22 protein-coding genes are annotated in these 15944 nt (G+C 73.5%); 5 read left to right on the top strand and 17 right to left on the bottom strand.

What is annotated here, in order from left to right; all coding sequences use genetic code 11:
• Positions 1-16: 16 nt before the first annotated feature.
• The 9 genes from ACFVQZ_RS04640 to ACFVQZ_RS04600 all read right to left on the bottom strand — a co-directional run bounded on the left by ACFVQZ_RS04640 (position 17) and on the right by ACFVQZ_RS04600 (position 4294).
• Positions 17-1039 carry a hypothetical protein gene (locus ACFVQZ_RS04640; RefSeq protein WP_383619636.1) on the bottom strand — a complete coding sequence of 341 codons (1023 nt, stop codon included), beginning with the start codon at positions 1037-1039 and terminating at the stop codon, positions 17-19.
• Between the two features lie 73 nt (positions 1040-1112).
• Positions 1113-1550, bottom strand: coding sequence for a hypothetical protein (locus ACFVQZ_RS04635; RefSeq protein ID WP_383619634.1), 438 nt, complete (start codon positions 1548-1550; stop codon positions 1113-1115).
• 211 nt (positions 1551-1761) lie between these two features.
• Positions 1762-2076, bottom strand: coding sequence for a hypothetical protein (locus ACFVQZ_RS04630; RefSeq protein WP_383619633.1), 315 nt, complete (start codon positions 2074-2076; stop codon positions 1762-1764).
• Positions 2069-2464, bottom strand: coding sequence for a hypothetical protein (locus ACFVQZ_RS04625; RefSeq protein WP_383619631.1), 396 nt, complete (start codon positions 2462-2464; stop codon positions 2069-2071). The genes ACFVQZ_RS04630 and ACFVQZ_RS04625 overlap by 8 nt, the downstream gene beginning before the upstream one ends.
• The gene (locus ACFVQZ_RS04620; protein ID WP_383619629.1) at positions 2461-2964 is read right to left on the bottom strand and encodes a hypothetical protein; all 504 of its coding nucleotides are present in this window, start codon (positions 2962-2964) and stop codon (positions 2461-2463) included. Before ACFVQZ_RS04620 ends, ACFVQZ_RS04625 begins: the two co-directional genes overlap by 4 nt.
• Positions 2961-3431 (bottom strand): hypothetical protein, encoded by a 471-nt coding sequence (locus ACFVQZ_RS04615; RefSeq protein ID WP_383619627.1) that lies wholly within the window; start codon positions 3429-3431, stop codon positions 2961-2963. The genes ACFVQZ_RS04620 and ACFVQZ_RS04615 overlap by 4 nt, the downstream gene beginning before the upstream one ends.
• A gap of 106 nt (positions 3432-3537) precedes the next feature.
• Positions 3538-3768: a hypothetical protein gene (locus ACFVQZ_RS04610; RefSeq protein WP_383619625.1), complete on the bottom strand. Its 231-nt coding sequence runs from the start codon at positions 3766-3768 to the stop codon at positions 3538-3540.
• 68 nt (positions 3769-3836) lie between these two features.
• Positions 3837-4082: a hypothetical protein gene (locus ACFVQZ_RS04605; protein WP_383619623.1), complete on the bottom strand. Its 246-nt coding sequence runs from the start codon at positions 4080-4082 to the stop codon at positions 3837-3839.
• Complete coding sequence (locus ACFVQZ_RS04600; protein WP_383619621.1) at positions 4079-4294, bottom strand: helix-turn-helix domain-containing protein; 216 nt, start codon at positions 4292-4294, stop codon at positions 4079-4081. Before ACFVQZ_RS04600 ends, ACFVQZ_RS04605 begins: the two co-directional genes overlap by 4 nt.
• A gap of 181 nt (positions 4295-4475) precedes the next feature.
• Between ACFVQZ_RS04600 and ACFVQZ_RS04595 the strand changes: the two genes are divergently transcribed.
• The 3 genes from ACFVQZ_RS04595 (at position 4476) to ACFVQZ_RS04585 (ending at position 6650) form a co-directional block, all read left to right on the top strand.
• Positions 4476-4877, top strand: coding sequence for a helix-turn-helix domain-containing protein (locus ACFVQZ_RS04595; protein ID WP_383619619.1), 402 nt, complete (start codon positions 4476-4478; stop codon positions 4875-4877).
• Between the two features lie 460 nt (positions 4878-5337).
• Positions 5338-6240 (top strand): Bax inhibitor-1/YccA family protein, encoded by a 903-nt coding sequence (locus tag ACFVQZ_RS04590; RefSeq protein ID WP_383619617.1) that lies wholly within the window; start codon positions 5338-5340, stop codon positions 6238-6240.
• An 80-nt stretch (positions 6241-6320) separates the two neighbouring features.
• On the top strand, positions 6321-6650 hold the full coding sequence (locus tag ACFVQZ_RS04585; protein ID WP_030496714.1) for a hypothetical protein: 330 nt from the start codon (positions 6321-6323) through the stop codon (positions 6648-6650).
• An 81-nt stretch (positions 6651-6731) separates the two neighbouring features.
• Here ACFVQZ_RS04585 and ACFVQZ_RS04580 read toward each other — a convergent pair whose 3' ends face one another.
• The 3 genes from ACFVQZ_RS04580 to ACFVQZ_RS04570 form a co-directional block, all read right to left on the bottom strand.
• Complete coding sequence (locus ACFVQZ_RS04580) at positions 6732-7568, bottom strand: hypothetical protein (RefSeq protein ID WP_030496715.1); 837 nt, start codon at positions 7566-7568, stop codon at positions 6732-6734.
• 259 nt (positions 7569-7827) lie between these two features.
• Positions 7828-9048, bottom strand: coding sequence for an acetyl-CoA C-acetyltransferase (locus ACFVQZ_RS04575; RefSeq protein WP_383619614.1), 1221 nt, complete (start codon positions 9046-9048; stop codon positions 7828-7830).
• A gap of 111 nt (positions 9049-9159) precedes the next feature.
• Positions 9160-10230, bottom strand: a complete 1071-nt coding sequence (locus ACFVQZ_RS04570; RefSeq protein WP_383619612.1) for an SGNH/GDSL hydrolase family protein — start codon at positions 10228-10230, stop codon at positions 9160-9162.
• A 122-nt stretch (positions 10231-10352) separates the two neighbouring features.
• Here ACFVQZ_RS04570 and ACFVQZ_RS04565 point away from each other — a divergent pair, with 122 nt between their 5' ends.
• A complete protein-coding gene (locus tag ACFVQZ_RS04565) occupies positions 10353-11738 on the top strand; it encodes a cystathionine beta-synthase (protein WP_030496718.1) in 1386 nt (461 codons plus the stop codon).
• A 258-nt stretch (positions 11739-11996) separates the two neighbouring features.
• On the opposite strand, the gene ACFVQZ_RS04560 is transcribed toward ACFVQZ_RS04565, so the two are convergent.
• The gene (locus ACFVQZ_RS04560; RefSeq protein ID WP_383619610.1) at positions 11997-12770 is read right to left on the bottom strand and encodes a DUF4232 domain-containing protein; all 774 of its coding nucleotides are present in this window, start codon (positions 12768-12770) and stop codon (positions 11997-11999) included.
• Between the two features lie 238 nt (positions 12771-13008).
• Here ACFVQZ_RS04560 and ACFVQZ_RS04555 point away from each other — a divergent pair, with 238 nt between their 5' ends.
• A complete protein-coding gene (locus tag ACFVQZ_RS04555) occupies positions 13009-13854 on the top strand; it encodes a MurR/RpiR family transcriptional regulator (RefSeq protein WP_030496720.1) in 846 nt (281 codons plus the stop codon).
• Between the two features lie 37 nt (positions 13855-13891).
• Here ACFVQZ_RS04555 and ACFVQZ_RS04550 read toward each other — a convergent pair whose 3' ends face one another.
• The 4 genes from ACFVQZ_RS04550 to ACFVQZ_RS04535 are packed head-to-tail and all read right to left on the bottom strand — an operon-like array spanning position 13892 to position 15909.
• A complete protein-coding gene (locus ACFVQZ_RS04550) occupies positions 13892-14263 on the bottom strand; it encodes a hypothetical protein (protein WP_030496721.1) in 372 nt (123 codons plus the stop codon).
• Between the two features lie 46 nt (positions 14264-14309).
• Positions 14310-14690 (bottom strand): roadblock/LC7 domain-containing protein, encoded by a 381-nt coding sequence (locus ACFVQZ_RS04545; RefSeq protein ID WP_030496722.1) that lies wholly within the window; start codon positions 14688-14690, stop codon positions 14310-14312.
• A 41-nt stretch (positions 14691-14731) separates the two neighbouring features.
• The gene (locus tag ACFVQZ_RS04540; protein WP_030496723.1) at positions 14732-15499 is read right to left on the bottom strand and encodes a hypothetical protein; all 768 of its coding nucleotides are present in this window, start codon (positions 15497-15499) and stop codon (positions 14732-14734) included.
• Positions 15496-15909, bottom strand: a complete 414-nt coding sequence (locus ACFVQZ_RS04535; protein ID WP_030496724.1) for a hypothetical protein — start codon at positions 15907-15909, stop codon at positions 15496-15498. The genes ACFVQZ_RS04540 and ACFVQZ_RS04535 overlap by 4 nt, the downstream gene beginning before the upstream one ends.
• Positions 15910-15944: the final 35 nt, after the last annotated feature.

The raw sequence follows: 15944 nt of genomic DNA, 5'->3' as shown, positions 1-15944 counted from the left end.
GGGTCGGGGTGGTGGGTCAGCCGGTGGCGCGCTCGGCAGCAGCGGCGTCGAGGCAGATGGGGCAGCGGTCAGGTGTAGCGGCGCGGTACTCGCGGCCGCAGTCGCAGAAGTGCAGCGGCACGAACGGGTCCATCTGCGGGGTCTGGGCGGGCCGTGGGGCGCTCCGGGGGCCGGGGAGGCGGCCGGGCGACACGGCGATCATGAACGCGCCCTGGATGGGCCCAGGCTGCCCGTGGGTGGCCTTCTGGGCTTTGCGCTCGCAGCCGGAGCACAGGATGCGGTCGGGCCGGATGACCGGCTGGCCGCAGCCGCCGCCACAGCGGCGGTGCTTCTCCGGCTGGGGGCTCGTCTTCTCGTTCGCGCGCCCGCGTCCGTCCTGTGGTTGAGGTACAACCTCAGCCACATCATGGGGTTTTACCTGGGTACTTCCTGGGTGGTCGGGGCACTGTCCCCCGACCTCCTCGGGGCACTGTCCCCCGACCTGGGTAGGGGCACTGTCCCCCGAGGTGTCGTCAGCAGGGGTGGGGGCACTGTCCCCCGAGGTGTCGTCGACAGGGGCAGGGGCACTGTCCCCCGAGGTCTGGGCGGCTGCGGCGGCCTTGCGGGCGAGGGCCCGGGCCTCGCGCTGCTCCTTCTTCTTCTGCTGTGCGATCCATACGAGGCCGGCGGCGCGTTCCCAGTCCGGAGTGGGACAGAGGACCAGGGAGTACATGACCGCACGGCCCCGCCGTCCCCCCGTCCCGTGGCCGTCGTCGACGATGGCCACGACGCCGGCGGCGACGGCGGCCTCGAGGTAGTCCCGCACGTCCTTCTGGTCGCTGCGGCACGCCTTCGCGATCTGGGGCAGGGTGATCGCCCTGCCGTCGCGCTCGTAGCGCAGGCGGCCGTCAGCGCTCGCGAGGACACGAAGGGCGTAGAGGAGGGTCAGAAACCCGCCGGTGAGCGGGCGGGGCAGGGCGGGGGCCCACTGGCGGGCGAGCGCGTTGCCGTAGGCGTGCGCCACGCTGCCGCCGGTCCGCTGCCGCTGCTCGTCGTCCACGGGGTGCCTCTCTCAGGGGGTGTTGCGGGTACGGGTCCAGGCGGGCCGGGGCGCGGGGCCTCGGCCGGGCCGGTCAGGTACGGACGGGGGTCTGCGCCCCGGACTTCTTCAGGCGGCGCATGATCGGCCCGGGCACGGAGAGGCGGATGGTCGCGACGGTCCAGCGGCGGCTCTTCGCGTCCCGCCGGATCCAGCCGCGCGACTCCAGGATGTTGAGCGAGACGACCACGAGCCCGGCGTCCAGGCCGGTGAGGTCGACGAGGCGGCCGAGGCGCGGCTGAGCGTCCTCGGGGATGCGGCCGGTGGCCCACTCGGCGTGCGTCGCGAGGGCCAGGGCGACGAAGCGGGTGTGCGGGATGAGGCGGGTGGCGACGATGCCCCGCTCCCACAGCGCGCGGTACGGCTCGTCGGTCGCCGGGTCGTGAGGCTCGGGGGCGAGCGGCGAACGTGCAGGAGCGGGCGGGCGGGGGTGGCGCCGGAAGACGTCAGCGGGGGTCGGGACGGGGCTCACTGGGGCTCCTCGTGCGAAGCAGGGTCGGGGGAGTCGGGGGTCTGGAAGAGGTAGGCGCCGGGGGGCCAGCCGGGCCCCGGCGGCGGCTCGGGCCGGCCTGCGACGGCAGCGGGCGTGTGGCGGTCGCAGCACCAGCCGGTGACGTACAGGCGGGCGCGGAGAAGGCCGTGAGCGCCGACGTGGCCGCACGGCGGCGGCCGGTGCCTGCCGGTCACGGCGACGGCGCCGGAGAGGGGCGACGGGCGCCGCAGCCGCTGCACGACACGTAGCCGGGGCCAGCCGGGTAGTGCGGCGTCTGGAGGTGGGCGCAGCGCACCGCGTCGCACTGGAGCCACACGAACGGCCGTACCCCCGGCAGAAGCGCTGCGGCCGGGCGCGGCCCGGTTCGCAGCGGGCGCCGCCGGAGCCCGGCGAGGGCGCGCACGGCCCGGGCGGCCGTGACCGTCGCGCAGACGACGGCCACGGCCACGGTTCCGGCCCCGACGAGGAGGAGGCCGAGGACGCCCAGGGCGAGGACGTCACGCATGACGACTCCCGAGCGCGCGCACCTCGGCCAGGGCCAGGCCGTACGCCTCGCAGCCGCCCGGGCAGTACCAGCGTGCGGGCTCCCGCGAGCCGGGCCAGGTGACGCAGACCATGTGCGCGGCCGGCTGCGGCGTGGTGCCGGGGGTGCCGCAGCCGGAGACGGTGCAGTCGCGGCCGGTCGGCACCGGCCGCGGCGCCGACGGCACCCCGACCGCGCCGCGGTTCCACTTCTTCTGGGCAGCCGTGGCACCCGCAGCGGCGCGGATGCGTGCCTTGCGCTCGCGCTCGCGTTCGCTGTGGGCGGCCCGGCACTCCGTACACGGCCGAATGCCCCGCCGGAGGTGCTGGCCGTAGCCGCGGTGCGTGCCGTGGTCGATGTCGGTGGTCACTCGTCCGCCTCCGGGTCGTACGCGGCGGCGGCGGACAGCGGGGTCACCGTGTACCCGGTGACCGGGGCATCCGAGCTCCCGACGGGGAAGACGACGAGGTCCTCGGTCGCCTCCGGCGTGTCGTCGTCGGGGATCCACACGAGCGTCCCGGCGTCGCCCTCACGGCGCATGAGGTCCTCGCAGTGGGCCCGAGCGGCTTCTCGGGAGGTGTACAGGCCGAGGGGGATGGAGTCGTGCGCGGCTCGGTACAGGGTGAGCGGGACCGCCGAGCGGCGCGGCCGTCCGGCGCGGTCCGCCAGGTCGTCCCGCCAGCGGGCCACGGCGTCGAGGATGGTGTCCGCGATGTCGACGGCCTGGGCGGCCGTGGCGGTGGGCGGCATCTGGAGGGAGAGACTTCCCCCGGCCGGAGTGCCGCCCGGGTAGACGACGAGGACGGGCACGATCTCGGCGTAGCCCTGGAGGGCCGGCGCGTTGAGGAAGTAGGTCGCGGTGTACGTCATCGGGGCCGCTCCCGCCGCCACTCGATGGTCATGTACCGCGAGGCGTCCCGGGTGGTGGCGATGGCGACCTGCACGTTGATGCCGGTCGGCATGACGAGGCCCGGCAGGTGGGCCCACTCCAGGTACTCGGTGCCCCGGGGCAGCTCGCCGGACAGGGCGTCCCGGAGCCAGCCGCCCAACTGCCGGTAGAAGTGGCCGTAGTAGTCGGGCTCCAGGTCACGGACCGTGGGGCCGATCAGTCGGAGGGACCCCCAGGCGCCGAACCGGACCTCGGCGGTGCGGGCGGTGTGCGGGGCGGGGGTGGACTCGCCGCCGTCGACGGTGTCCTTCCCCTGCTCGACACCGAGCCGGGCGAGCAGCTCGGCGCGTTCGGCGAGGAGGTCCTGGACGTCGCGGTCCAGCTGCTCGGTGCTGCGGTAGGTGGTGCGGCCAGCGAGGATGTCGGCGACCCGGTCGGCGGTCAGCATCAGCGCTCACCGCCCGACCGGCGCGTGCCGCGGGTGAGGAGGGCGCGGAGGCCGAGGCCGCCGAGGACCCAGGCCAGGGCGGCGACGGCGGTGATGGCGGGGTACGTCACGCGGCGGCCCCCCTCGTCTCCGTCACGGGGGTGAGCGGGCCGCCGGTGAGCTCGACGAGCAGCGTCTCCCGCTCGCGGACCCACATCGGGCACGTGCCGATGTCGACTCCGTCGAGGACGTACAGCTGCTCACCGCTGCTGGTTTGGCCGGCGGTGCGCCACAGCGAGCCGTCCGCAGCGCGGACAAGTCGGGAGGAGTCGGGCGGGTTGTGGGTAGGGTGCTTCACGGTGCCTCGATTCGTGGTTGAGGTGCCGGGGGATGCCGGGGCCGGTGGGCGGCCTCGGCGTTCGGACGTCAGGAGACGCGGGCGCCCTTGGGGCGGATCTGCGAGAGGCTGCGGACCGTGGTGGACGGGGCGGCTGTGGAGGCCGGCCGGACGCGGAACATGTCCTTGATCTCCATCAGGTCGTGCTCGTCGAACGCGACGGCCCGCCCCAGCTTCTGGTGCGGCAGGCTCCGGAGGTTGTCCTCCAGGAAGCGCGGGGAGCACTTGAGGAAGTCGGCGGCCTGCTGGAGGTCGTAGTTCGGGGAGAGCGTCATGCCTTGCTCCCCGCCGGCTGGAGGTCGCGGTCTCGCGCCTTCAGCGCCCGGCGCATCCCGACGTAGACCTCGGGCCCGGGCTGGTGCCTGCCGGATTCGATCTTGTAGATCATCCACTTCGAGCAGCCCGCAGCCTCCGCGACGGCGGCGACCGTCAGGCCGCGCCGACGCCTCAGGCGGCGGACCTTCTGGCCGTCGACCGTTTGCGTCATGACTCCAAAGTACTCCAACTTTGGAGTGGGTCAACCCGTATTTGGAGGTCTGGGGTCCAAAGTTGGAGTCCGTTCCTCCGGGCGAGGTTCCGGCCATCCGGCGGAACGGCCAAGCGGTAATCGGCCACTTTGGCTGGCATGACGTTGGAGTGGATTGGAGTGGGGCGGTACGCTCCGCGGCATGACTGCTGGGGCTGACGAGGGGCTCGCCAGACTCGGCGACACGGTGGACCGCTACATCTCCGAACAGGGGTGGCAGTACATCGACGTCGCCGGGCGCGCCGGCATCTCTGACGAGACCCTGGCCAAGATTCGAAAAGGTGTGCGTGTTCGGGCGTCGACCTACCGTCGCCTCGAGCGCGCCCTCGGCTGGGCGCCGGGCGCGGCGGATGATGTCCAGGAGGGTGGCGAGCCCACTCTCCTGCGTGCGGCCGAAGAGCAGCCGGCCGACGCCGACGAGCCGCTCGACCCCCAGGCGGCTGCCGTCCTCGCCATCCTGGAGGGCCTGCCCGAGCGCGTACGGGAGCAGGTGCGCCGCCGCCTGGGCGACCAGCTGCCGCCCGATGCGCGCCGCTCGGCGTAGGCGTCGACATTCCGCCAACCCCCCTCTGTGTCATCCGCAGGGCTCTCACCTGCGAGTTCCCAGACGTGTTCCCACGGGAACGCACTGGTGCTCCCAGGCGGGTCCGCGCGGGCTGAGACGGGGCGAGACGGATCGAAACCCAGAGGTCAGCGCATCGCCGCAGGTCAGAAGGGGTGTCGGAACAGGTTCAAGTCCGGTTCCGGGCACCACCCGGGCCCCAGGCGGACGCCTGCGGCCCGGTGCACGGCCCCTTCTCCCCTCCCCTTCTCCCCTCCCCTTCTCCCCTCCCCTTCTCCTCCCCCCTTCTCCTTCGCCGGTGCGTCCCGCCGCCGGGGCCCCCGTGGCCGGTCAAGATCGAAAGTTGTCGCAAAAGATCCTCCCCGAGCACTAGAGAGTTTCTTTTGCCTACGCATTACCCTTGACGCAAGGCCGCGCGTGCGGCCGTCCATGGAGGAGTGAGATGAGGAGCAGCAACCCGGTCTTCTCGCGACGGGGGTTCAGCCGCGACAACGGCTACGCGGGCTTCAACGCGCAGCAGCCGCAGGCCGGGGGCCCCGCCGTCGGAGCGAACCCGTACGCGACCGGCAACCCGTACGCGGACGGTGCGACCAACCCGTACGCCACCAACCCCTACGCGCCCGAGGGCGTGCAGGCCGGGGCCCCGCAGCAGACGCGCGGCAACGTGATGACGATCGACGACGTCGTGAGCCGTACGGCCATGACGCTCGGCACGGTCGTGCTCACCGCCGTGCTGTCCTGGCTGCTGCTGCCGGTCGACCCCGCGAACCTCGGCAAGTCCTACGGCATCGCCATCGGCGCCGCCCTGGTCGCCCTGGTCCTGTCGCTGGTGCAGTCCTTCAAGCGCAAGCCGTCGCCGGCGCTCATCCTGGGCTACGCGGCCTTCGAGGGCGTCTTCCTCGGCGTGATCTCCGCCGCCGTCTCGACCTACATCGCCGACGGCGTGGTCATCCAGGCGGTCCTCGGCACGATGGCCGTCTTCGCCGGTGTGCTCATCGCCTACAAGATGGGCTGGATCCGGGTCAACCGCCGCTTCACCGGCTTCGTGATCGCCGCGGCCATGGGCTTCATGCTGCTCATGGTGGCCAACCTGCTCTTCGCGGTCTTCGCCGGCGGCGACGGCCTCGGCTTCCGCAGCGGCGGCCTCGGCATCCTGTTCGGCGTCATCGGCATCATCCTGGGCGCCTGCTTCCTGGCCCTCGACTTCAAGCAGGTCGAGGACGGCGTGACCTACGGCGCGCCGCGCGAGGAGGCCTGGCTGGCCGCCTTCGGTCTCACCATGACCCTGGTGTGGATCTACCTGGAGATGCTGCGTCTGCTGTCGATCCTGCAGGGCGACGACTGACGCACCCCGTGAAACCCGGGGGAAGGGCCCGTCCGGCATCGCCGGGCGGGCCCTTCCGCGTTCCCGGTAGGGTCGGGGGCGTGCTGGACGTGAGTGGACTGACCTCGGCCGTGGAGAACTTCGCCGACCGGCTGCGGGCCGCCCCGCAGAGCCGCCTCCAGCGGGGCGCGGCGGCCGAGGGCCTGGCGCTCGCGCGGGAGCTGGCGGTACGGGCGCAGCGCGTCGAGACGCCCGGAACCGAGCCGCGGATCATCCCCGACGCGGGGGTCTTCGCCGTGGCCGACCAGCTCGCCGTCGCCGGCACCGACCTCGCCGAGGCACTGCGGACGGCCCCGGCCGGCTCCCGGGAGCGGGAGCTGGACGAGGCCGTCGGACTGGTGCGCGCGGCGCGGGAGCGCTCCGGGCTGTGACGTGACGGGCCCGGGGGAGACACAGCGAGGCCCCCGGGGGCTCGTGGGAGCCTCGGGGGCCTTCCGCGGGGCCTGGAGCGGCTACAGGGACGCGATGACGCGGTCCGCGAGGATGTAGACGTTCTCCTCGTCGGAGTCGCCGTACGAGAAGGTCAGCGCGAACGCGCCCGAGACGCCCGAGCCGCCCAGCAGGACCGGCGTACGGCCCGCGCGCAGCGCCTCCGCGAGGCGCTCCGCGGTCTCGCGGTGCCCCGGGGTCATGCAGAGCGTGGTGCCGTCGGCGAACACGTACACGTCGAGGGTGCCCAGCGGGCCCGGGCGGACGTCCGTGAGGGCGGTCGCCGTGTCGGCCAGCTCCTCCAGGCGCGCCACCGTGCGCTCGTGGTCCGTGACGACTGGCGTCTGCACCGGCACGAAGTCCGGGTGCGACGGGTGCCGGCGGCGGGCGGCGGCCAGCTCGGCGGAGTCCTCGGGGTACTCCGGGTACTCCGGGAGCTCGTCCACCGGTTCGAGGACGCCGTCCAGCGCGGCGGCCTCGGCCTCCATGGCCTCCAGCGCCATCGCCTCCAGGCCCACGAAGTCCGTCTGGCGCGGCACGAAGAGACCGCCGGTCTCCTCACCGGCCGCGCCGCCCAGCAGGGCGGAGGGCGCGTCGGCCGCGTCCCGGGCCTCCTGCGCGGCCCAGAAGGCGCGCGCCTCGGCGAGCTCGCGCTCGCGCTCCTCGGCCAGCGCCTCCGCGACCGCGGCCCGTATCTCGGCGGCGGGGGTGGCGCGGGCCGCGGGGACCGTCACGCCGTGGCCCGCGGCCAGCTCGGTGCGCAGGGCGGAGACCTCCTTGCGGAGACCCCGCACGTGGTGCAGGGCAGCGGCGCCCACGGCCGTGGCAGCGGCCGTGGTCAGCAGCAGGGCAAGAGACATGGCGCTCACTGACGTACTCCCGGTTCGAGTCGATCCCCCGACTTCCTACATCAGCTTGTCGTGGGGTGGGGCGGCCTGTCAGTGCATTACGTCACGAAATGGACAGGTATTTCGGCTGGGTGTTTAGTCCCGAATCCGCGCTGACCTGGGAAAACGAACTCCCCCGGGATGTAGGTCACATCCTGGGGGAGATTCGGTCACGGCTGGGACGCGGTGAGGTTGACGCGCTCGGCGAGTGGAGAGCGCGCCCCGGATCCTGTCAGCTCAGCCGCTCGATGACCATCGCCATGCCCTGGCCGCCGCCGACGCACATCGTCTCCAGGCCGAACTGCTTGTCGTGGAACTGGAGGCTGTTGATCAGGGTGCCGGTGATGCGGGCGCCGGTCATGCCGAAGGGGTGGCCGACGGCGATGGCGCCGCCGTTGACGTTGACCTTGTCCAGGTCGAAGCCCAGGTCCCGGTAGGAGGGGATGACCTGCGCGGCGAACGCCTCGTTGATCTCGACCAGGTCGATGTCGGACGTGGTCAGGCCGGCCCGCCGCAGGGCCTGCTGCGACGCCTCGACCGGGCCGAGGCCCATGATCTCGGGGGAGAGGCCGGAGACGCCGGTGGAGACGATCCGGGCCAGCGGCGTCAGGCCCAGCTCGCGCGCCTTGGTGTCGGACATGATGACGAGCGCGGCGGCGCCGTCGTTCAGCGGGCAGCAGTTGCCGGCCGTGACCAGGCCGTCGGGGCGGAAGACCGGCTTCAGGCCGGAGACGCCCTCCAGGGTGACGCCCGCGCGCGGGCCGTCGTCCTTGGAGACGACCGTGCCGTCCGGCAGCGTGACCGGGGTGATCTCGCGCTCCCAGAAGCCGTTCTTGATGGCCTGCTCGGCGAGGTTCTGCGAGCGGACGCCGAACTCGTCCATGTCCTGGCGGGTGACGCCCTTCCAGCGGGCCAGGTTCTCCGCCGTCTGCCCCATGGCGATGTACGCGTCGGGGACCAGGCCGTCCTCGCGCGGGTCGTGCCAGGTCGAGCCCTCGGACTCGGCGACCGCGGCGGTACGGGCCTCCGCCTCCGCGAAGAACGGGTTGTGCGTGTCCGGCAGCGAGTCCGAGTTGCCCTTCACGAAGCGGGACACCATCTCGACGCCGGCCGAGATGAAGACGTCGCCCTCGCCCGCCTTGATCGCGTGCAGCGCCATCCGGGAGGTCTGCAGCGAGGAGGAGCAGTAACGGGTGATCGTGCAGCCGGGCAGGTGGTCCATGCCCATCTGCACGGCGACGATCCGGCCCAGGTTGTTGCCCTGCTCGCCGCCCGGGAGGCCGCAGCCCAGCATCAGGTCGTCGATGTCGCGCGGGTCCAGCTCGGGGACCTTGGCGAGCGCGGCCTGGATGATCGTGGCCGTGAGGTCGTCGGGGCGCAGGTCCTTCAGGGAGCCCTTGAAGGCCCGGCCGATGGGGGAACGGGCGGTCGAGACGATCACGGCTTCGGGCATCACGGCTCCAGGGGCTGGTGGGCGGTCGGACTCACTGGGAAGTTACCCGTACGTACCGCACGGGGTCACCGGGAACACCATGTGATGCGGACCTCTTTTCTAAGCGCTTGCTCAGGAGCGGGGGGTGTCCTGCGGCAGCGGCTCCCCGGAGCCGCCGGCCTGTCCCGCCCCGGAGGCCTCCGCGGCCTCCGCCGCCTCCGCCGTCCCGTCCGCCTCCGCCGCCTCCGTCAGCCGCCGCCGGCGCCGGTACTTCAGCAGCGCCCACGGCGCCCGCGCCCCGGTCACCTCCGTACCCGCCTGCCGCGCCGCCTCCGCCGCCGCCTTCGCCACCGGCAGCACGTCCTCCCGGCGCCCCGGCTCCGGACGGTCCGGTTCCGGCCACACGCCGAGCGCCGCGCACAGCGTCGGCAGCACCGCCATCGCCGCCGTCGCGTACCCCTCCGCCGACGGGTGGAAGAGGTCCACCCCGAACATCTCCCGCGGATTCGCCGCGAACTCCGGGCCCAGCAGGTCCCCCAGCGACACCGTCCGCCCGCCCTGCTCCACCACCACGATCGTCTGCGCCGCCGCCAGCTGCCGCGACGCCCGCCGGGCCAGCCAGCGCAGCGGCTGGTACACCGGCTCGATCGTGCCGAGATCCGGGCAGGTGCCGACGACCACCTCCGCCCCGGCCGTCCGCAGCCGCCGCACCGCCGCCGCCAGGAGCCGTACCGACTCCGTCGCCGGCATCCGGTGCGTCACGTCGTTCGCCCCGATCATGATCACGCACACGTCCGGCGGCCCCAGCGGCTGCGCCAGCAGCAGCGACACCTGCCGCTCCAGGTCGTCCGAGCGCGCCCCGGACAGCGCCACGTTCCGCAGCGCCACCGGCCGCTCCGCCACCGCCGCGAGGCCCGACGCCAGCAGCGCGCCCGGCGTCTGGCCGGCGCGGCGCACGCCCATCCCCGCCGCCGTGGAATCACCCAGAAGGGCCAGCCGCAGCGGGTCCTCGGTGCCGTACGCCCGGCCGTAGAGCCCGTCCACCGCCGGCGGCAGGGGGGCCGTCCCCGTCCCCACCGTCCGCTTCGCGAGCTGCGCCTCCGCCAGGACGAGCCCGGCCGCGGCCACGCCCAGCAGACCGATGCTCCCGCCGCCGTACGCCGCTCCCGCCGCGATCCGGCGCGCCACCCTCGCCCTGGACATCGGGGACGCCACCTCCTTCGAGCCGTACAGGTCGTTCGAGCCGTTCAGGGTCTAACTGCCCCGAAAGGCGTCCCGACTACGCATACGCTGGCCACACCATTACGGAGACCCCGGAGAACACGGTGCAATTCCACGACTCGATGATCAGCCTCGTCGGCAACACCCCGCTGGTGAAGCTCAACAACGTGACGGCCGGCCTTCAGGCCACCGTCCTCGCCAAGGTGGAGTACTTCAACCCCGGCGGGTCGGTCAAGGACCGCATCGCCCTGCGCATGATCGAGGCCGCCGAGCAGAGCGGCGAGCTGAAGCCCGGCGGCACCATCGTCGAGCCCACGTCCGGCAACACCGGCGTCGGCCTGGCGATCGTGGCCCAGCAGAAGGGCTACAAGTGCATCTTCGTCTGCCCGGACAAGGTGTCGCTCGACAAGATCAACGTGCTGCGGGCCTACGGTGCCGAGGTCGTCGTCTGCCCCACCGCCGTCGACCCCGAGCACCCGGACTCGTACTACAACGTCTCCGACCGCCTGGTCCGCGAGACGCCCGGCGCCTGGAAGCCCGACCAGTACTCCAACCCGAACAACCCGCGCTCGCACTACGAGACCACCGGTCCCGAGCTGTGGGAGCAGACCGAGGGGAAGATCACCCACTTCGTGGCGGGCGTCGGCACCGGCGGCACCATCTCCGGCACCGGCAACTACCTGAAGGAGGTCAGCGGCGGCAAGGTCAAGGTCATCGGCGCCGACCCGGAGGGCTCCGTCTACTCCGGCGGCTCCGGCCGCCCGTACCTCGTCGAGGGCGTCGGCGAGGACTTCTGGCCCACCGCCTACGACCAGAACGTCACCGACCGGATCGTCGCGGTCTCCGACAAGGACTCCTTCCAGATGACCCGCCGCCTCGCCAAGGAGGAGGGCCTCCTGGTCGGCGGCTCCTGCGGCATGGCGGTCGTCGCGGCCCTGGAGGTCGCCAAGGACCTCGGCCCGGACGACGTCGTCGTCGTCCTCCTCCCGGACTCGGGCCGCGGCTACATGTCGAAGATCTTCAGCGACGAGTGGATGGCCGGCCACGGCTTCCTGGAGGACACCACCACCGCCACCGTCGCCGACGTGCTGCGCCACAAGGAGGGCGGCATGCCGTCCCTCGTCCACATGCACCCGGACGAGACCGTCGGCCAGGCCATCGAGGTGCTGCGCGAGTACGGCGTCTCCCAGATGCCGATCGTGAAGCCGGGCGCAGGCCACCCCGACGTGATGGCCGCCGAGGTCATCGGCTCGGTCGTCGAGCGGGAGCTGCTGGACCACCTCTTCACCCGGAAGGCGAAGCTGGAGGACCCGCTGGAGGACCACATGTCGGCGCCGCTGCCGCAGGTCGGCTCCGGCGAGCCGGTCGCCGACCTGATGTCGGTCCTCGGCGACGCCGACGCCGCCATCGTCCTCGTCGAGGGCAAGCCCACCGGCGTGGTCAGCCGTCAGGACCTGCTCGCCTTCCTGGCCGGCGGCGGCGCCAAGTAGGACCCCGGACGCCGCGCCGGGGACCTCCGGCGCGGCGTTCGCGTGGACGGTACGTGGGTGTCATGTGCGCGCAGCACCCGCTTAACAACGGTCCGGCAGAGTGTTCCTCGTCGGCGTCACAGGAACCTCCGGAGCGGCTCCCGGACCTCTGACGGCGCCGAGGACGCGGAGACCGGCCCTGACCCGGGCCCGTGTCCCCCGCGGGGACCGCCGTCGTCCCGCCCCCCAGCGATGGGGGTGCGGCGGTCCCCGCGTCCGTCATGCCCTCGGCTGGAGCTGGGTGATCGGGCGCATGGCCAGGCCCTCCGTGCCGGCCCAGCCGTTGACGCGGGCCGCGTCGTCGACGGAGACGGTGCCGAGGCCGTCGGGCAGGTCGAAGATCAGCGTGCCGGCCAGTTCGGTGCCCTCGCCGGCCACCAGGGTGGCGGTGAAGCGGTCGGACTGGTCGTACTCGGCCTCGCCGCCCTCGTGGTTGCCGAAGACGTACAGGCCCGCGTACGCCTTGCCGCCGCCCTCGACGACGACCGGCTCGGTGGCGGGTTCGCCGAGCGTCTCGACGATCGGGGCGGAGTTGCCGGCCGTGAGGCGCAGGATCGGGGCCTCGTTGAGGACGCACGGTTCGCGGGTGCCGTTGGTGACGGTCAGGAGGAAGCGGCGGGGGGTCTCCCCGGCCTCGTCCTGGAGCTCGACGGCGGTGGTGAGCTGGGTGGCCACGCAGTCGGGGTGCTCGGTGCCGTTGCCGCCGCCGGTCTCGCCGCTGTCGCCGGTGGCGGACGCGGAGGGGGACGGGCCGCTCGTGCCCGTGCCGGAGTCGGTGCCCGGGCCGGTGGTGGGGTCGGCCGGGGTCTGCCCGGTCGGCGCGGTGGTCGGTGCGGCCGTCGGTGCGGCGGTCGTGGGTGGTGCGGCGGCGTTGCCGTCGTCCCCGGACCGGCACGCGGTGGCGGTCAGCAGGGTCGCGGCCAGGGCCGCGCCCAGGACGGCCGTGCGCAGCCCGCGGCGCGCTGAACGGGCTCTGGACGTCGTCGAGTTCATGTCGTTTCCTCTTCCCCCGTGACCGGCTCGCGGCCGGTCGTCGTGTCGGCGACACGGCTATTGTTGCCACGGGGGCGTGCCCGCTCACCGGCGTCCGGCGTTTGTGACGACACCCGGACGAAGCGGAGTTCATGGCGTGACCATGACCGTTCCGTTCCGTTTCTCCCGCCCCGTCCGCACCACCCTCTGCATATCCTTATGCAGACGAGGTCAGGGATGAATGGATGAAGGGGACGGTATGAGCGACAGCCCGGCCGGGCGGCTCCAGGCGCTCTTCGAGGGGCACCGGCTCACGCCCACCCAGCGGCGGATCGCCCACTGCATGGTCCGGCGGGCCGCCGACGCGCCCTTCCTCTCCAGCGTCGAGCTCGCCGAACTCGCCGGCGTCAGCCAGCCCTCCGTGACCCGCTTCGCGGTCGCCCTCGGCTTCGACGGCTACCCGGCGCTCCGCCGCCACCTGCGGGAGGTGGCGCCGCCCGAGCGGCCGGCCGCCGCCGCGGAGGGCGAGGAGCACAACGCGTACCAGCAGGCCGTCCTGGCCGAGATCGAGAACCTGCGGCACCTCGCCGGGCTGCTCGCCGACCCGGCGCCCGTGGAGCGCGCCGGCCGGCTGCTCGCCGCCTCCCGCCCGCTGCTGGTGCTCGGGCTGCGGGCCGCCTCCTCGCAGGCCCGCGGCTTCGCGTACTTCGCCGCCAAGGTGCACCCGGACGTGCGGCTGCTCGACGAGGGCGGCTCGATGCTCACGGACCGGATCGACGCGGCCGTACGGGCCGGGGCCACCGCGCTGCTGTGCTTCGCGCTGCCCAGGCACCCGCGCGAGGTCGTCGAGGCCCTGGAGTACGCGCGGACGGCCGGGCTCGCGGTGGTGACCGTGGCCGAGTCGGCGTTCGCGCCGGTCGCCGCCCACTCCGACCTGCTGATCCCGGCCGCCGTCGGCACCGGCCTGGCCTTCGACACCGCGTGCGCGCCGATGCTCCTCGGCCGGGTGCTGCTGGAGGCCATGGCGGACGAACTGCCGGACGCGCAGGCGCGGCTGGAGCAGTTCGACGTGAAGGCGGCGGAGCGGGGACTCTTCGTGGAGTAAGGCGGAGGAGTGAGGCCGCCCGGAGCCGGCCGGCGGGTCACACCTCCAGCTCGGACTCGATCCGCTTCAGGTGGTGGCGGGCCATCGCCAGGTTGGCGCGGTCCTTCACCAGGGCCAGGTAGAGGAAGAGGCCCTCGGTGCCGCGCGCCTTCAGCAGGCGGATGAGGTGGTACTGGCTGCCGAGGGTGATCAGGATGTCCTCGATCTCCTCGTCGAGGCCGAGCATCTCCATCGTGCGGAGCTTGGCCCGGACGACGTCCGTGTTGCCGGCCGCGGCGACGGTCAGGTCGAGTTCCTTGCCGCCGCCGGTGGTGCCGAGCGCCATGCCGCTGGTGTAGTCGACGAGGGCGGCGCCGATCGCGCCGTCGATCGCCATGGCTTCCTTGAGGGCGGTTTCGGTGTTGGCCATGGTGGGTTCTCTCTCTTTCCGGAGGGATGAGGGGGCGGGAAGGGGGTCAGGTCTGGAGGGCGCTGTCGACGAGTTCGCCGATGCGGACGCAGGAGCGGCGGGCCTCCAGGTGGAGCCGGCCCACGTTGACGCGGGGCTCGGCGAGCAGGGTGAGGACGGCGGAGCCGCCGGCCGCGTACGTGGCGACGTAGCCGTCCTCGCCGCGGACGAGCATCTCCCGGAAGCCGCCCTGGCCGGTGGACTCGGTGAGGCGCCGGCCGACGCCGAGCGCGGCGGCGGTGAGCGCGGCGACGCTCTCGGCGGCGCCGTCCACGGTGTCGTGGGCGAGGACGAGGCCGTCGGCGCTGGCGGCGAGCGCGCCGGTGAGCTGGGGGAGCCGGGCGCGCAGGCGTCTGAGCTCGCCGAGCACCTCGGCTTCGGCTGTCATCAACTGTCTCCTCTCGGCGCGCAGGCGCAGAGCACGCCTCATCACAGGTGTGCCTCCAGGGCGTCACGGAGCCGGCGCAGCAGGGCGATGTCGGGGTCGTCCACCGGGGGGATCGGCGGGCGTTCCCGGGCGGGCGGTGCGGGGGTGGCGTCGGGGGCCGCGGCGAGCGGGGTCTCGACGAGTCCGGCGGCGGCGAGCCGGCGGACGTCGAGGAGGGTGTGGAAGGCGGGGCGGCCGAGGTGGCGGGCCAGGTCGGCGGGGGTGCGGACGCCGTCGGCGGCGGCGAGCAGGGCGCGGCGGCGGGCGCCGACGCCCTGGCCGGGGGCGGCGGGGCGGGGGACGACGGGGGCGGTGTCGACGGAGGCGTACGGCCAGACGGCGTCGAGGAGTTCGCGGCGGCGCAGGGTCTCGCGTTCGACGGCCTCGGCGGAGACGGGGCGGACGGTGCCGAACCAGTGGCCGACGCCGTACCGGAAGCGGGTGGGGCCGCTGGTGGGGGAGAGGGCGAAGAAGGCGGCGTCGAAGACGGCGCCGAGGTGGCAGATCTCCAGTTCGCCGTCGTGGAGCCGGCCGCTGTCGACGAGGAAGCGGCCGACGGCGTGGTGGGCGCCGGCCCGGTCGACGGCCTCGTCCCAGCCCTCGCGGGGGAGGCGTCCGGCGGTGGTGAGGAGGACGTCCATGCCGGGGGCGGCGGGACTCTCGGCGTGCACGACGCGGCCGTCGACGAGGTAGAGGGTGCCGTGGTCGCGGAGCAGGGCGCCGGTGGCCTTCTCGGCCGCGAGCCGGACGAGCATCGGGGAGACGCTCATCCGAGGACCAGCCGTTCGGCGAGGTCGCCGAGGCGGATGCGGGCGAGGGCGAGGTTGCCGGTGTCGCGGTCGAGCCAGAGGTGGAGGAAGACGCTGGAGTCGAAGGAGGTGCGGACGAAGCGGAGGACGTGGTAGCCGGTGCGGGTGGTGACGATGAGGTCCTCGACGGGCGGTGCGCCGGCGGGGTCCCCGGGGGCTTCCCCGAAGGGCTCGTCCGCCAGCGTGAAGGTGTCGAACTCGGCGGCGGCGCGCGCGAGTTCGGCGGTCTCGGCGGCGGTCGTCTCGTGGTCGCCGGCCGGTGACTCGCCGGCGGTCCCGAGTGCGAGGCCGCTGTTCCAGTCGACCAGGGAGGCACCGCGAGCGCCCGGCAGGGCCATGGCCTCCTGGAGGCACTCGTCGATTCCGGGCACGCGGGTTCCCCTCCCGATACGGCGTGCGGGCAACG

The organism is Streptomyces sp. NPDC057854 (assembly GCF_042797055.1).
Lineage (GTDB): Bacteria > Actinomycetota > Actinomycetes > Streptomycetales > Streptomycetaceae > Streptomyces.
The sequence above is the reverse complement of the archived record's forward strand: the minus strand, read 5'-3'. Positions and strand labels throughout refer to the sequence as shown.

What these genes read in the sequence shown, in the direction of transcription:
- ACFVQZ_RS04575 (WP_383619614.1), bottom strand. Translation starts at nt 9,048, where the DNA reads ATGCCCGAAGCCGTGATCGTCTCGACCGCCCGTTCCCCCATCGGCCGG.
- ACFVQZ_RS04630 (WP_383619633.1), bottom strand. Translation starts at nt 2,076, where the DNA reads ATGCGTGACGTCCTCGCCCTGGGCGTCCTCGGCCTCCTCCTCGTCGGG.
- ACFVQZ_RS04555 (WP_030496720.1), top strand. Translation starts at nt 13,009, where the DNA reads ATGAGCGACAGCCCGGCCGGGCGGCTCCAGGCGCTCTTCGAGGGGCAC.
- ACFVQZ_RS04580 (WP_030496715.1), bottom strand. Translation starts at nt 7,568, where the DNA reads ATGTCTCTTGCCCTGCTGCTGACCACGGCCGCTGCCACGGCCGTGGGC.
- ACFVQZ_RS04605 (WP_383619623.1), bottom strand. Translation starts at nt 4,082, where the DNA reads ATGACGCTCTCCCCGAACTACGACCTCCAGCAGGCCGCCGACTTCCTC.
- ACFVQZ_RS04595 (WP_383619619.1), top strand. Translation starts at nt 4,476, where the DNA reads ATGACTGCTGGGGCTGACGAGGGGCTCGCCAGACTCGGCGACACGGTG.
- ACFVQZ_RS04600 (WP_383619621.1), bottom strand. Translation starts at nt 4,294, where the DNA reads ATGACGCAAACGGTCGACGGCCAGAAGGTCCGCCGCCTGAGGCGTCGG.
- ACFVQZ_RS04540 (WP_030496723.1), bottom strand. Translation starts at nt 15,499, where the DNA reads ATGAGCGTCTCCCCGATGCTCGTCCGGCTCGCGGCCGAGAAGGCCACC.
- ACFVQZ_RS04560 (WP_383619610.1), bottom strand. Translation starts at nt 12,770, where the DNA reads ATGAACTCGACGACGTCCAGAGCCCGTTCAGCGCGCCGCGGGCTGCGC.
- ACFVQZ_RS04545 (WP_030496722.1), bottom strand. Translation starts at nt 14,690, where the DNA reads ATGACAGCCGAAGCCGAGGTGCTCGGCGAGCTCAGACGCCTGCGCGCC.
- ACFVQZ_RS04620 (WP_383619629.1), bottom strand. Translation starts at nt 2,964, where the DNA reads ATGACGTACACCGCGACCTACTTCCTCAACGCGCCGGCCCTCCAGGGC.
- ACFVQZ_RS04550 (WP_030496721.1), bottom strand. Translation starts at nt 14,263, where the DNA reads ATGGCCAACACCGAAACCGCCCTCAAGGAAGCCATGGCGATCGACGGC.
- ACFVQZ_RS04615 (WP_383619627.1), bottom strand. Translation starts at nt 3,431, where the DNA reads ATGCTGACCGCCGACCGGGTCGCCGACATCCTCGCTGGCCGCACCACC.
- ACFVQZ_RS04590 (WP_383619617.1), top strand. Translation starts at nt 5,338, where the DNA reads ATGAGGAGCAGCAACCCGGTCTTCTCGCGACGGGGGTTCAGCCGCGAC.
- ACFVQZ_RS04570 (WP_383619612.1), bottom strand. Translation starts at nt 10,230, where the DNA reads ATGTCCAGGGCGAGGGTGGCGCGCCGGATCGCGGCGGGAGCGGCGTAC.